The following is a 14,442-nucleotide window of genomic DNA, read 5'->3' as shown; positions in this document are numbered from 1 at the left end:
TAGAAATAGAAATGAAAAAATTTTTAGAAGGCTTATTGATCTGGTTAGTAATTATTGTTCTTATTTCAGTTGCTTATATTCAGTTCAGCGGAAATGTAGGTAAAAGTAAAACAATTATACCTTTTTCGGAATTTTTAACTAGACTAGAAGACAATGATGTAGAAAATATTGTCATAAAAAACCAGAGCATTGAAGGCAAGTTCAGGGACGGTTCAAGTTTCAATTCAAGCGGTGTCATATATAGCGACCTAATAAAAAATTTACATGATAGAAAAGTGAGATTCTCCTTTTCAACTGGAGATTCTGCCATGAACGTAATTGGTGGATTACTTATCTCATGGGTCCCAACATTTATCTTTATTGGCTTCTTGCTATTCTTTCTTAAACAAACACAAGCGGGGGGCAACAGAACTATAAGCTTTGGCAAGTCAAGGGCTAGACTCATGACTAGTGGAAAAAAAGTAACATTTGATGATGTTGCCGGAATTGATGAAGCAAAAGAAGAGCTAGTAGAGATCGTTGATTTTCTTAAACAAAGGCAAAAATTTCAAATATTAGGTGGAAAAATACCAAAAGGGTGCCTTTTGATTGGCTCTCCTGGAACTGGTAAAACTTTACTTGCTCGTGCAATTGCAGGAGAAGCTAATGTGCCATTCTTTAGTATTTCTGGATCTGATTTTGTTGAAATGTTTGTGGGTGTTGGTGCAAGTCGTGTTCGTGATATGTTTGATCAAGGCAAGAAAAATGCTCCTTGTATAATTTTTATAGATGAAATAGATGCGGTGGGTAGACATCGTGGCATTGGTCTTGGTGGCGGCAATGATGAAAGAGAACAAACATTAAATCAGTTATTAGTTGAGATGGATGGCTTTGAGTCTAATGAAGGTGTAATAATAATTGCTGCGACTAACCGTCCGGATGTCTTAGATCCAGCACTGCTTAGACCTGGTCGTTTTGACCGACAGATTACTATTTCTTTACCCGATATAAATGGGCGTGAAAAGATATTAAATACTCATATAAAGAAAATATCAATAGCACCAGATGTAAACGTGAAAACAGTTGCAAGAGGAACACCAGGTTTTTCAGGGGCTGATCTAGCAAATTTGGTGAATGAATCTGCACTTATCGCTGCAAGAAGAAACAAGAAGATTGTTACCATGGATGATTTCGAATATGCACGTGATAAAGTGATGATGGGCGTAGAAAGGCGATCTCTCATTATGACAGAAGAGGAAAAGAGACTGACTGCATACCATGAAGCTGGTCATGCGATGATTGCTGTTAATATGCCTGCTTCTGATCCTATACACAAGGCAACAATTATTCCACGCGGTAGGGCACTCGGTTTAGTTATGAGACTACCAGAAACAGATAGAGTGTCCCTCACAAGAGAAAAGATGCTAGCAGATATAACTGTTGCAATGGGTGGAAGAGTGGCAGAAGAGCTAATTTTTGGCTACGATAAAGTCACAAGCGGTGCATCTTCGGATATAAAACAAGCATCTGATTTATCACGCGCTATGGTAACAAAATGGGGAATGAGTGACAAAATAGGCCCGATCTATCACAATCGCGAACAAACCATACATGGTTCTGAGATAATTTCTGAAGATACGTTAAAACTTATAGATGAAGAAGTGAAGAAAGTTGTATCTTCTTGCTATGAAAAAGCAAAAGACATTTTGACCAAGCATAAGAAAGGCTTAGATCTCATTGCCGAAAATCTACTGGAGTTTGAAACTTTAACAGGAGATGAAATAAAGGACATATTAAATGGAAAAAAAATTGTTAGAGAGGAAAATGAGAAGAATGAGAAAATAAAAAAATCCTCTCTCTATGAGAGTTGACCTCATCTTAAAAATGCTAATCAGCTAACGCTGCAATAAAACATTCAGAATTGTAACTGTCAATATAAATTGTATTAAAATATTCATAATATTGCATTTTCATCACAATAATGCTATCATTCAGTTAGTATTAATGTTTAATGAGGTGTGAGTAATGATTGATATAGCTTCTATTGGTGTAAGTACAGTTATTGATCAGAATTATAGAAGAAAAGCACAATTATGTTTATCAGGATTATTTGTAACTGTGTCAATAGCAACTGTTACCTGGTTTATTTTCCCTGCGTCACAAAATGTATTAGCTCCGTTTTTACTTCCGGCTATGTTCTTGCTCTTCACTTTATCGATGGGTTATTACATGTTCATATTTAGTTGTGAAGAAAAATCTTTGGTAAAGAATGTTCTTGGTATGGTTGAACCGGCTGAATCGGTAAAGAGAGTGCATTGCCAAGAAAATATTAAGTCCTTATTAGCAGAAGTGAGAAGTACTACGAAAGATAGGTTTCGTAACGTGCTTGTTAATCTTTGTTTTGAAGATCGTAGTAAAGCACACAAACTTGCATTATATGTGAAAGAAATTGACAATATTGTGTCTTCAATAAAAAATAAAGACCTCTTAGACCATTTTGATCAATTTTTTACTATTACTGAAGTAAGCAATAAAAAAAATAGAAGTGAATTAATGAACCTCGCAAGGGCATATAAGATGATAAGTGAAGAAGATCCAGACAAAATACAGGATTTTTTAGCTACTCAAACAAAAAGTTATTCATATGAAATAATGTTACCTGAAATTGATAATTTTCTATCACAAGCTAGGTGATTTTATCAATAATTTCATTGTGTACGTGATTATCATTTTTTGTTTCAATTCCAGTGATAACACTGCACCTAACGGGCTCTTTTATGGCTATTTCCTGAAATCCTTTTCTGACCTTATTGTAAAAATTAACATCCATTTCTTCATATTTATTCTTGTCTTTTGCTCTATTTAACCCAACTTTAACATCAATATCTAGAATAAATGTAATATCTGGACATTTAATTTCTACTAACTTATGTAAGTCCCTTATTAGCCCTAAATCAACACTAAGCCCATATCCTTGGTATGCAATAGTTGAATCAATAAACCGATCACAAATCACTATTTTTCCTTCTGCAAGAGCTGGTAATATTAATTTTTTCATATGTTCGCGCCTCATCGAAATAAGTAGCAAGAGTTCAGAAATAGGATCAATATTATTCGTTAACAACACTCCTCTTATCTTTTCTGCAAAGTTAGTGCCACCTGGTTCTCGAGTCAATACCACATTATTTTCGCCGTGAATTTGCTTAAAATGATTTGCAAGTAGCTTAGATTGTGTTGTTTTACCAGAGCCGTCTATTCCTTCGAAAGTTATGAACATAAGTTTTATAATTATAATACTAAAAAAGAATATGCAAACAGTATACATAGAAACCGTTTGACATTTAAATAATAAGACCGTAAATTACATGTGGTATAATAATAGTCTATGGTTGCTCTGAATACTCCTAAAGTCGATTTTAGTTTTACTGCAAAAGATTTTAATCTTTTGGGAGTAGACAATAAATACTATACATTAAGTGACTGTTGTGGAAAAAATGGTCTTATTGTAATGTTTATATGCAATCACTGTCCTTACGTTCAGTCAATTATTAGTAATCTGGTAAGCGATGTTGATCAATTGAAAAAAGATTATCAGGTAAACACCATTGCAATAATGCCAAATGATGTAAATGAATATCCAGAAGATTCCTTTGAAAATATGATTAATTTTGCCAAGGAAAATAAGTTTACATTTCCATATTTAATTGATAGTACACAGAAAATAGCTAAAGAATACGGGGCTGTTTGCACTCCTGACTTTTTCGGCTTTAATTCCAATTTAAACCTTTGCTATCGTGGACGTTTTAACAACGCAAAAAAAGAAAAGGTTCAAAGCTATGAAGTAGGAAGTAGTGACTTATTTCAAGCTATGAAATTTATTGCAGAAACTGGTAATTCTCCAATTGACCAAAAATCAAGTATTGGCTGCTCAATTAAATGGTCTAATTCTACAGGTTAAATATCATGCACAGTGGCTCTCAGCATTTGTTTGATATTATAATTTTGCTTTCTGCTGCTGTGTTTATAGTCATAGCATTTTGGAAAATGAATATTAGTCCAGTGCTTGGTTACTTCGTTGCAGGTGCAGTTATTGGTTCTCACGGATTTAATCTGATACACTCAGCTGAAGCAATGGATAATCTTGCAGAATTTGGTGTAGTTTTTCTATTATTCATTATAGGCCTTGAATTGACATTTGAACGCCTGATCGCTATGCGTATTCATGTATTTGGGTTCGGTTCTCTTCAAGTTATAGTTACCATGGTAGCAATATGGTGCATCGCTCTTGCTTTCGGAGTGAATACGAATATAGCAACAGTTATTGGTGGTGGGCTTGCGCTATCCTCAACAGCAATAGTGTTGCAGGTTCTGCAAGAAAAAGGTTCTCAAGCAAGTCAGGTTGGTAGATTGTCGATAGCAGTGCTATTAATGCAAGATTTTGCAGTGGTACCATTAATAGTATTGGTACCTTTACTTACTGGCAATTCTGAGCACAGCCTGATAAGCTCATTGGCAGGTTCATTGGTGCAAGCAGCTATTGCATTAGTGCTGATATTTATAACTGGTAGATTATTGCTTAGACCTTTATTTTCGGTTATTGCTAAAATGGAAAGTAATGAGATCTTTATATCAACAACGCTTTTAATAGTATTAGGAGCAGCATTTATTACTGAGCAATTCCATTTATCGTTAGCATTAGGTGCATTTGTTGCTGGATTGTTAGTTGCAGAAACAGAATATAGACACTCAGTAGAACACGCAGTATTGCCATTTAAAGATTTGTTTCTTGGCTTATTTTTCATGACTGTTGGTATGTCCATCAATACCGAACTTTTACTCAATAAGTTACCACTAATTACTTTATTATCGATTATCCTTATCGTTTTAAAAACATCTATTATATATATATTGTGTAGATTTTTTGGGTTTAAGAGTGCACCTGCTATACAAGCTGGGTTACTGCTTTCACAAGGCGGTGAATTTGCGTTTATTTTATTTCGCTTAGCAGATGAGCTAAATGTGCTACCAAGTGAAATCGCTCAAGTACTTATGATGGTAACTACAGTAACCATGGCTTTCACTCCTCTTTTATCAGGGCTTGGAGATTGGATAGCAAACTCATTTAGCACTGAGAAAACAATATTAGATGATGAAGCTGTTGAAACAGATACACAAGATCTTTATAACCATGTGATAGTTGCTGGATTTGGTAGAGTGGGATATATGGTAACAAAAATGCTTACGGCAGAGCATTTAAGTTACGTTGTTGTAGATATTCAATCGAAAATAGTCAAAGAAGGAAAAAGTGATAGTTTTCCTATATATCTTGGAGATGTTACAAGATGTGAAATTTTAAAATCGGTAGGAATAGAAAGAGCTCAAGCTCTCGTTATTTCAATAAAGAATGAAGTTACTATAAAAAAAGTTGTTTCTTTAGTTGCAGCAAATTTTCCGCATGTAAATATTGTAATACGCTTACCAGATCTGAGTAATGTGGAGGTTTATAGAGATCTAGGAGCTAGTAAAATTATTCCTGAAACATCTGAGATAGGATTGCAGCTAGGTGGAGCTGCACTGAGCCTTAGTGGTATTAGCGAAAGTGGAGTTATGTCTTTAAAAAGTAGATTCAGAAAAGGCAATTACAGTATGTTAAAAGACCTTGGTAGTGATAAAGATGAATAACTACTTCTCTAATTTTATGTACAGAAAGCTTCAAGCTTTATTGAGGTTTTGCCTATAGTAAATTACGCACATAATCAACCAAATTAAGGAAAGTGCAAACCAAGTGATTGCATATTCCAAATGCTTCATTGGCTGTATAGCTACTTTGCTGCCAAAATTGTTCGGCCACAATATACACTTCTCTAGCTTAATACCTAACTCATTGGAAATTTCTTCTGTACTCAGGGTAAACCATGTATTCGAAGTAGTATCGTTCTTGATAAACCAATTTTTGCTTTTACTGCTATTGCAATATAAAACTCCACCTGCAGCTACTTTTTCAATTTTTGCTCTTTCCTCTTTTTTTTCTTTAACTATTCCTTTGTTCACTAGCATATAATTTCCAGTAGTAAGTAGCATAGGAGATAACACATGATATCCATATTGCCCTGCAAAAACATATAGTTCTATGTCACTTAGAATCCCATCGATCTTGACATGCCTATAGTTAAATTTTTCAAGGTCGTTATTGGGCAATAGATGAACAACTGGAAGACTCATATTTTTGATAATATTATTCTTCCAGTTCAATCTGAATACTTGCCATAATCCTAATAAAAAAAGGAGCAAGCAAGGTACAATTAAAATAAATACTATTTTTTTTAACACTCTATATTTGTGTTCTTAAATAGTTTTCAACACCCATTAGTTCAATAAGGTCAATCTGTTTCTCAATCCAATGGAAGTGCTCTTCTTCATTTTTTAACATCTCTTCTAATAACATTACACTAACAAAATCTTTTTCTTTCTCAGCGATAGAAATCGTTTCTTTGATATCCTTAATACCTTTTCCCTCTAATTTCAAATTAGCTTCTAAGATTTTCCGTATTGTGTCTTTTGTAAACTTTCCATCATGCTTTGATATTTCGTTTGTATCCTGAAAATTTGGAACTCCTTTAAATAACAAAATTCTTTCTGCCAACTTGTTTGCATGTTCAAGTTCTTCGTTAAGCTCATTTTTTACCTTTTCTGCAAGTCTATTAATTCCATTATTTTTGAGAATCGCAAAATGCAAAAGATACTGGCGTACAGAAGTCAGCTCATTGGTCAATAATTTATTCAAATGTTTTACTATCTCTTCATTCATAATCTTCCCTTAGTTCAATTCATCAGCATAATTTATATGATAACGATAGTTATAGCAACTCATTTAATAGTTCCTTTGATAACAACCGTATTAAATAGCATGTCGTGGTATGTCTGTTTCTTTTTAGAAAAACAAGCAACTAGATACCAGCAGAGAGTGAGCAGCACTATCATTACTTTCAATGCACTCAAGACATTCACTAATACTTCCTGATCTTGCAAAAATTCAGTAAGGATAACTGCTACACTGTTTAACAAAGGAAGAAAAAACTGGGAAGTGCTTCTGTCAAACGCTAAATTCAAGTCTATTTTAGAATTATCTAAATTGATAGTATATATATTCAGTAACTGTTGGCCGGGAGTTGCTTGGGCCTTTGAAGATATAAAATATGTGAAGTAACTACAATTTACACACATGTATGATAGATGTAAGATCAACGGAGAATCCTCTAATAGCAGTATAATTAATAAAGTTGGAATTAATAAAATTGCTACATCTATTAAATACGCGCAAAAGCGCCTTTTTATGCTGGCAATCTCTGTCATTACCTATCTTCTAAATACTTTATTACAAAATCTGTAAGTTTATCAAAATGTTGAAAACATAACAAATCTTCATAACCGCTTATTGATTGACCGTATATAATAGGTAAACAATTGGCATTTTGTGCACACAGAACATCTGTGATGCTATCACCAACGAAAAACACATTTTCTCTATTTATAGGCAACGTACTCTCTTCTAGTGCAAATAGCAGTGGGGTTGCAGATGGTTTATCTTCCGCGGTATCGCATGACCCAACCACTCTTTCAAAGTAAGAATCCAGTTTAAAATAGGTAACTTCTTCACGTAAATTAGTATTTTTCTTATTACTTACTATTGCTAGATAAACATTGTGGCTTTTCAGTGTCTGCAACATTTCCTCTACTCCTTGATTCAGAGCAATGTTTTGTAATAGCGCATTATCTAAGTATTGTTGATATATCTGATTCGCTTTTTTCCACTGATCGCCAAATAAATTGACCATATAGCTCTTTCTCGACTCATGGGAATTTCTATCAGCAGCTTTATTACTATACCCCATTGAGTTTATGGTATGCTTAATAGCATTAAAAATATTATCTTGAGTGTCAACTAAGGTATTATCCCAATCGAATACTACTGCTAATGGGCTGTTTTTCATTTCTATATTGTTATATATTTTAAGTTAATAAATAAATAGCATTTTAATGAAAAAGATATAAATAGGACGCTCTACCACAAGTTATGTTAACTGTTTTTTATATAATTAGCTAATATACTGGTTATATGATATGTTTTAATAGGTAATAGGTATGGCCCAGACATCTCAAGAAAGTGTTGAAAAAAAGTTTAAAGACGTCTTTGAACGTTCTCCAGGTGCTTTTCCAGAAGGTACTTCATTAGAAGAGAAGGTTAATTATATCGCAAAAGGAACAAAGGCTCTAAAAGCTGTGAAAAGTAAGGAGCTTGAGAACAAAATGAAAAACGTTGCAGAATTGAATCAGAAACTTGAAAGTCAAGAAGGACGTGCAGATGAAAAAGCACGTCAAGATTTTGAAAGAATTGCTGAGCTTGACCAACAATATAAAGGGAAGGGCATCTTCACAAGTGAAAAAGTTGCAGAATTAAAAAATGACAAAAAATTTCAAGAAGCAGCTAACACTCTTAGAGAAACTACAACAGAAGGTAAAAGTGTTGAACAGAGTGGACAAAAAAAGACTTCTGAGGCTTCTGTACAAACAGATACACAGCCATCAGAGCACATCGTTAGTCCCTCAGTGAGCAAGAGTTCTGTAAAAGAGAAGCTCAACACTGAGCCGGACAAAAAAGATACCACGCCTCAACCACAAGAAAATCAAAAAGAAGAAGGGTTTTTGAGTCTTCTGAAGCGCTTTGTTAAGAAAATATTAGAAAAACTTTTGGGTGAGGATGAAAAGAGTGTGGAGAATACTCATGACATGAGAGAAGATGCTCAAAGAGATACGTCAAATAACGAAGAGCAACAAAAGAGTAAGCAGCTTGATGAAATTTTAAAGGACAAAAGTGTAAGCGAGGGTTTGAAGCAGGCAACAAAGCTTGAGAACCCGGCAATAACGCCTGTTAATACTCCTAAAGTGAATGAAGTAAACACGGGTCGTGAAAGGTGATCCGCTTTCAAGCTTCATTATACCGCCACGAACCGTCATACCGCCGCGGTATCTCATCCGCTAACAAGTAGCGGGATGACGATTGTCAGGGTGTCATCCCAGTGTCCCTATGATGTCATCCCAGTGCCCTGACTACTTGGATCTAGCAAGCTTTGCTTGCAAATAAGTCTAATACGCGTCGCGTTTTATGCCAAAACACAATTGGAGTTACATGCAAAATAGATCCCAGTGTCAGCTACTCGGATGACAAAAAAAGGAGCACTGGGATGACACCATTTGTTGTATTTAACAAAGTTCGTACTTAGCTTCATGTTAGCTATAAACATTAAGAAATTTACCAAGCGAAAAAAAAGGCAAAAGAAGCCCCAGCTAATATCTATTTTAGAACATTGGCGTTTTTTAAGTCTTAAACACTGCAATTTAGCTGCTTTTAAATGCAACTCACCTTAGTTTAAATGTTTAAGAAATTTACTAAGCAGAAAAAAAGGCAAAAGAAACCCCGTGTTAGCTAGTTGTCACTCCCTAATCCTGCAAATTGGCGTACTATACTGTCTTAAACGACTTATAAGCGCGTTTCAGCTTGTGTAGGTAAAAACCTAGAAATATTGTGAAGACATAAGGTGCACATAGTGCAAAAAATTAAAAATAAGACGCCAACTACGTTGTTTTCTTGCTGTTTAATCTGCACAGATGAAGATAACTGAATACCTTCAGTTTCATGATAAGGGGGCTGGCGGAGTTTGTCAAGTAAGTTTTTTCGTTTCTAACGGTTGTTGCCAAAAACTATGCAAGAAGTCTATTGACAGGTGATTAAATTATAATGTAGCCTATCGCCGTATATCCGGGGGTGGGTTGTTGTGAGGCTTTTTCACTTTTTATTCTTGTTAATGTGTTTTTCTCTGTATTACTATGCGGGTTTTATATTTTCGCCCTGCCCAAAAGCTACGGTTTGCTTTTCACCTGGAGAAGATTGTGCTGTACCGATAATCAACGTAATAGATCAGTCTAAAAAATCTATCTTAGTTCAAGAATATACATTTACTCTTGGAACAGTTGCAAAATCTTTGATTAATGCTAAAGAACGCGGTGTTGATGTTAAAGTCATCTTAGATAAATCGCAACTCTACTCAAAATATAGTGTTATAAATGAATTATTTTCAGGTGGAGTACCAATTTGGATCGATGATAAGCCAAAGATTGCTCATAATAAGATAATGATTGTTGACAATCAAAAAGTCATCACAGGGTCATTTAACCTTAGTAAGACAGCTAAAAAAGGAAATGCTGAAAATTTATTAATTATTACAGATTATCCTGAATTGATTCAGCAGTATGTGAAAAACTGGGAGGCACGAATGTCACAATCTTACAAATACGCTCCCAACTAATCGAGAGCGCTTGCTCAAAATCAGTTTTAAAAACAGCAAGGGAGAGCTTTTTTGATTGATTGGCATAATGATTATGATATAATGAACTAAAAATTTAAGGAATAAAGTAATGGATTATATAAATGATGCTGCCGGTAGCTACACTGCTATTCATGATTTTTTTCAAAACAACGGTGTTGGAGATTACAAAGTTCAATGCAATTATGGTGGGGTGCCGTATGCTACTGATGAGTACGTGCATTCTGGCGATAAATTTTGGAGTAATAATTTCATAGACTCACATTTTGGCAGGGAAATAAAAATGTATCCTCAAAGTGAACTTTTAGCTAAAGAATATGCTGGAAATACGTTGCCAGTTTCAATATCACTAGATAAGGATTTAATAAAAATGAAGGAATGTCAGAAAAAAACGAAATTTGTGGAACTAGAAAGGGAGTCAGGTGATTTAGTGCATGATAAGCAAAAGTATGTAAAGTGTTACACAACAAAGCTATCATATGATGATGTACATATTTACAATAACGATAAAGTTTCAACATTTAGCATAAAATACGACGTGCCAAATGATCCGAAATACAGTTTAAATATAACATTTACAAAGGTTAATGATAATAAACCAGGATTTTGGCAGAAATTTAAAAATATGTTTTAACGTGACCATTCACTGGTTTTTACTCAATCAACCAACAACAGTTAATATCAAATTTTTATAATTAAAAAATATGCTATTTTTTAAAACTTTCATTCTCCTTGACTCTGTCAACTTCACAAAACAACTCTTGGACCAAATGTATCTGGCATAACACCTTTTGGTAACTTGCTACTTCTTTTTTTCCGCATCTCCGACAACAGCCATTGATATTCCACTACATAAGGCTTGATTTTTGGTAGATCAACTTTTTTATGAATAATACTATGCTTCTCCTTAAATTGACCATTTACCCTAAACGCTATTAGCTTCCTTAAAATTTACATTAATGCCTATTTTGCCTAAACTGAAGCGTCTTTTCCAATTTTTTCTAGCATCAACTCAGCAGCTTTTTGTTCAGCAATCTTTTTACTAGAAGCGCATGCAGAAACTTTACCATAATCTTCTATGCAAACTGATATAGTAAATTCAGGATTGTGCGCTGGTCCAGTTTGTTTTACAAGCTCATACTCTGGTAAAGGCAATTTGTTTTTCTGAGTCCACTCTTGCAGTGAGGTTTTAGGATCTTGAGGGGGGTCAAGCATGCCTTTAGCTAGCTTTTCCCAATATTGGATAATAAATTTTTCAACATTTTCAAGCCCGCCATCAATATAAATTGCACCTATTAGTGCTTCAAGCGAGTTTTCTAAATTTTTTAAGTTACATCTCCCTCCATTGCAGCGTTCACTATTATTCATGATGATAAAGCTGCCTAATTTTATTTCTTTAGCAACATTAGCAATGGTGTTGCCACAAACTAAATCCGTCTTTCTTTTTGCCAATGCTCCTTCTTTTTCTTCAGGAAATAGTTTAAACAGTGTGGCAGATACAACCATATTCAAAACACTATCGCCCAAAAACTCTAGTCTTTCGTAGCTTACAATCTGGTTTTTGCTATTCCTTTTATTTACGCTTGGGTGAGTTAGTGCCTCTTCTAATATTGCATAATTTGTAAATTTATAATCAATGATCTTAGATATTGCATCATTCAAACTCTTCATACCCATTATTTAAAAGAATAACACTTCCTACCACACCTTTATACCAAAGAATTAGTTTTGTTTTATTAAAATAATACCAACAACTTCCAAAATATACAGTTTAATAGACTTCTTGCATAACCATTATTTGAATAATGATTCATCGATGTTATTCCAGTGTCGGCTACTTAGGTGACAGAGAAGATGTTTAATGTATACAACCCACCACCTCACTAATGTTACTAAATCCATCTCTCCTTATTAGTTCTGCAAGTTCTAGATTAATTTTGTTTACAACTTGAGGTCCGTGGTATATGAGAGCAGTGTACAACTGCACCAAAGAAGCTCCTGCCTTTATTTTTTTATATGCATCAGCACCACTTGAGATTCCTCCGCATCCTACCAACAATATTTTGCCCTTAGTAAGTTTGTACATATCGCTCAATAACTCGGTTGAAAGTTTAAACAGCGGTTTGCCACTCAACCCACCACTCTCGTTGTGGTGGGAATGTAAGTTATTCCGACTGATCGTAGTGTTGCTCACTGTTAATCCGTCAATCTTATATTCCAACGCAAGCTCAGCGATATTTTCTTTCGTTTGCTGATCTATATCTGGTGAGATTTTTAATATTATTGGTATGGATTTAGAATTATCAATTGATTTCCGGGTTAGAGTTACGGATTTCAACAATTCCAATAATTCTTGCTTATTGTGCAGATTGCGTAAATTAGGCGTGTTTGGGGATGAGATGTTCAGCACTATATAATTGCTTTTTCCATATACTATCTTTATTAAGTCAACATAATCGCTGATTTGGTCCTTTGATGTACTGTTTTTTCCTATGTTGATGCCAAAAATGCAATCATCAAGCTTGGTTTTATCTATTTGTTTAAGAAAGTAGTCTATTCCTTTATTGTTAAATCCCAATCTGTTAATTACCCCTTGATCTTTAATTAACCGAAAAATTCTTGGTTTTTTGTTTCCATATTGTGGATTACGAGTTACAGTACCAGTTTCAATAAATCCAAAACCAAATGAAAGCATAGGCCTTATAACTTCTGCATTCTTGTCAAAACCTGCAGCCAGACCCACGGGGCTTCTGAGCTTATTACCAAAAAAATTCACACTCAAAGATTCTGGTAGCTCTATAGGATTCTTATAAGGTATTTTCTTTAATGCCATAATTGCCAAAGAGTGAGCAACTTCGGGCGGCAGTAAAAACAATAAATCACGTAATATCATTTTGTAAAACACTTTGCTTATTTTTAGTTTATTTTTTACCATGAAACGCTATAAGAGTATAACCATAACTTGAAAAGAAATTGATTTTACTTATGAATAATTTTCTCTATAGGTTACACACTTAAAGCTACTGTTGAATTGAGCAACTTTTACAAGATATAGAAAATGAAAGAGGCCGGGACCGGAATTGAACCGGTATAAAAGGATTTGCAGTCCTCTGCATAAGCCATTCTGCCACCCAGCCGTTTTTTATGTGTAGATATCCATTATATCTTTTAGCATAGATAAAGCTTCCTCCCTTTTGCGTTGGAAAGTGTTACGTCCAATGATTGAACCATTACCACCACCCTGCTTAATTTCTTTCGCTTCATTGCATATGTCATTCACCGATTTCGACTCGCCACCAGAAAAAATTACTATTCTTTTTCCTGCAAAACAAGATCTTTTAACATATTCAATTCTTTTAGGTAATGATTCAATATTTTCTGTTTCTATTTTCTCCCTTTCCAAATATTTAGTTGGAAGTTTTACTTTTATTATATTAGCGCCAAGCAAAGCTGCCATGTGTGCAGCATAGGCAATAACATCAACCGCTGTTTCACCTTCTTTGGAAATTCCTTCACCGCGTGGATAAGACCATAGCACTACTGCAAGCCCATAAGATTTGGCTTCAGCTATGATTCCACGGGCTTCTTCCATCATATCGAAACACTTAGCAGAACCAGGATATATAGTAAATCCGACAGCTAAGCAGCCCAAACGCAGCGCATCTTTCACAGAAGAGGTTATTGCCTGATCAGAGGTTAGATCCTTTGAATGTAAAGAGTTGGAACTATTAAGTTTCAAAATAAGTGGGAGCATTCCAGCATAAGTTGCAGCACCAGCTTCAATCATACCAAGTGGAGCAGCATATGCACTTACTCCCGAATCAACCGCAAGCTGAAAATGATAATGTGGGTCATAAGCATCAGGGTTAACTTCAAAACTTTTAATTGGACCATGCTCAAATCCTTGATCTACTGGCAGAATCACTAACTTGCCAGTACCGCCAAGCTTTCCATGCATGAGAATACGAGTAAGATTTGCTTTTACCCCAGGGTTTTCACTTTCGTAGTAGCTTAGGACTTGTTTTACTTTATCACTTATCACTATAATTCAAATTGAATTTAAGTTATAGATTGTAACAAA

General features: G+C 34.7%; 15 protein-coding genes and 1 tRNA gene. 7 read left to right on the top strand and 9 right to left on the bottom strand.

Annotated features, from left to right (window positions below; translation table 11 throughout):
* Positions 1-11 precede the first annotated feature (11 nt).
* A complete protein-coding gene (gene ftsH, locus AAGD59_RS01055) occupies positions 12-1,850 on the top strand; it encodes an ATP-dependent zinc metalloprotease FtsH (protein WP_012673393.1) in 1,839 nt (612 codons plus the stop codon).
* 154 nt (positions 1,851-2,004) lie between these two features.
* Positions 2,005-2,673 (top strand): hypothetical protein, encoded by a 669-nt coding sequence (locus AAGD59_RS01050; RefSeq protein ID WP_007548786.1) that lies wholly within the window; start codon positions 2,005-2,007, stop codon positions 2,671-2,673.
* Here AAGD59_RS01050 and tmk read toward each other — a convergent pair.
* Positions 2,666-3,256, bottom strand: a complete 591-nt coding sequence (tmk, locus tag AAGD59_RS01045; protein ID WP_015589469.1) for a dTMP kinase — start codon at positions 3,254-3,256, stop codon at positions 2,666-2,668. The two genes, AAGD59_RS01050 and tmk, sit on opposite strands and share 8 nt — an antisense overlap.
* A gap of 108 nt (positions 3,257-3,364) precedes the next feature.
* Between tmk and AAGD59_RS01040 the strand changes: the two genes are divergently transcribed.
* Positions 3,365-3,937: a thioredoxin family protein gene (locus AAGD59_RS01040; protein WP_015589468.1), complete on the top strand. Its 573-nt coding sequence runs from the start codon at positions 3,365-3,367 to the stop codon at positions 3,935-3,937.
* A gap of 5 nt (positions 3,938-3,942) precedes the next feature.
* A complete protein-coding gene (locus tag AAGD59_RS01035) occupies positions 3,943-5,661 on the top strand; it encodes a monovalent cation:proton antiporter-2 (CPA2) family protein (protein WP_141456699.1) in 1,719 nt (572 codons plus the stop codon).
* Positions 5,662-5,691: 30 nt separating this feature from the next.
* Here the strand turns inward: AAGD59_RS01035 and AAGD59_RS01030 are convergent, their stop codons facing one another.
* The 4 genes from AAGD59_RS01030 to AAGD59_RS01015 are packed head-to-tail and all read right to left on the bottom strand — an operon-like array spanning position 5,692 to position 7,970.
* The gene (locus tag AAGD59_RS01030; RefSeq protein WP_015589466.1) at positions 5,692-6,309 is read right to left on the bottom strand and encodes an SURF1 family protein; all 618 of its coding nucleotides are present in this window, start codon (positions 6,307-6,309) and stop codon (positions 5,692-5,694) included.
* A 1-nt stretch (position 6,310) separates the two neighbouring features.
* The gene (gene bfr, locus AAGD59_RS01025) at positions 6,311-6,787 is read right to left on the bottom strand and encodes a bacterioferritin (protein ID WP_007549093.1); all 477 of its coding nucleotides are present in this window, start codon (positions 6,785-6,787) and stop codon (positions 6,311-6,313) included.
* A gap of 59 nt (positions 6,788-6,846) precedes the next feature.
* Positions 6,847-7,332 (bottom strand): RDD family protein, encoded by a 486-nt coding sequence (locus AAGD59_RS01020; protein WP_015589465.1) that lies wholly within the window; start codon positions 7,330-7,332, stop codon positions 6,847-6,849.
* Positions 7,332-7,970, bottom strand: a complete 639-nt coding sequence (locus tag AAGD59_RS01015) for an HAD family hydrolase (RefSeq protein WP_015589464.1) — start codon at positions 7,968-7,970, stop codon at positions 7,332-7,334. The genes AAGD59_RS01020 and AAGD59_RS01015 overlap by 1 nt, the downstream gene beginning before the upstream one ends.
* Before the next feature lie 151 nt (positions 7,971-8,121).
* Here AAGD59_RS01015 and AAGD59_RS01010 point away from each other — a divergent pair, with 151 nt between their 5' ends.
* The 3 genes from AAGD59_RS01010 to AAGD59_RS01000 all read left to right on the top strand — a co-directional run bounded on the left by AAGD59_RS01010 (position 8,122) and on the right by AAGD59_RS01000 (position 10,995).
* Positions 8,122-8,955, top strand: a complete 834-nt coding sequence (locus AAGD59_RS01010) for a hypothetical protein (protein WP_015589463.1) — start codon at positions 8,122-8,124, stop codon at positions 8,953-8,955.
* Positions 8,956-9,812: 857 nt separating this feature from the next.
* Positions 9,813-10,343, top strand: a complete 531-nt coding sequence (locus AAGD59_RS01005; RefSeq protein ID WP_015589462.1) for a phospholipase D family protein — start codon at positions 9,813-9,815, stop codon at positions 10,341-10,343.
* A gap of 109 nt (positions 10,344-10,452) precedes the next feature.
* Entirely contained in the window at positions 10,453-10,995 is a 543-nt protein-coding gene (locus AAGD59_RS01000; protein ID WP_006279913.1) for a hypothetical protein, read from the top strand.
* A gap of 338 nt (positions 10,996-11,333) precedes the next feature.
* Here AAGD59_RS01000 and rnc read toward each other — a convergent pair whose 3' ends face one another.
* From rnc to AAGD59_RS00975, 4 genes are all read right to left on the bottom strand, one after another.
* Positions 11,334-12,032 (bottom strand): ribonuclease III, encoded by a 699-nt coding sequence (gene rnc / locus AAGD59_RS00990; RefSeq protein WP_006279914.1) that lies wholly within the window; start codon positions 12,030-12,032, stop codon positions 11,334-11,336.
* Between the two features lie 187 nt (positions 12,033-12,219).
* Positions 12,220-13,296, bottom strand: a complete 1,077-nt coding sequence (locus AAGD59_RS00985) for a quinone-dependent dihydroorotate dehydrogenase (RefSeq protein WP_015589461.1) — start codon at positions 13,294-13,296, stop codon at positions 12,220-12,222.
* A 130-nt stretch (positions 13,297-13,426) separates the two neighbouring features.
* A tRNA-Cys gene (locus tag AAGD59_RS00980) sits at positions 13,427-13,498 on the bottom strand.
* A 5-nt stretch (positions 13,499-13,503) separates the two neighbouring features.
* On the bottom strand, positions 13,504-14,400 hold the full coding sequence (locus AAGD59_RS00975) for a class I fructose-bisphosphate aldolase (RefSeq protein ID WP_041573616.1): 897 nt from the start codon (positions 14,398-14,400) through the stop codon (positions 13,504-13,506).
* Positions 14,401-14,442 lie beyond the last annotated feature (42 nt).

Origin of the sequence: Wolbachia endosymbiont (group A) of Cephus spinipes, from assembly GCF_964026895.1 — a bacterium.
In the GTDB taxonomy this organism is placed as follows: domain Bacteria; phylum Pseudomonadota; class Alphaproteobacteria; order Rickettsiales; family Anaplasmataceae; genus Wolbachia; species Wolbachia pipientis.
Note: the sequence above shows the minus strand (reverse complement) of the source record. Positions and strands in the feature narration are given on the sequence as shown.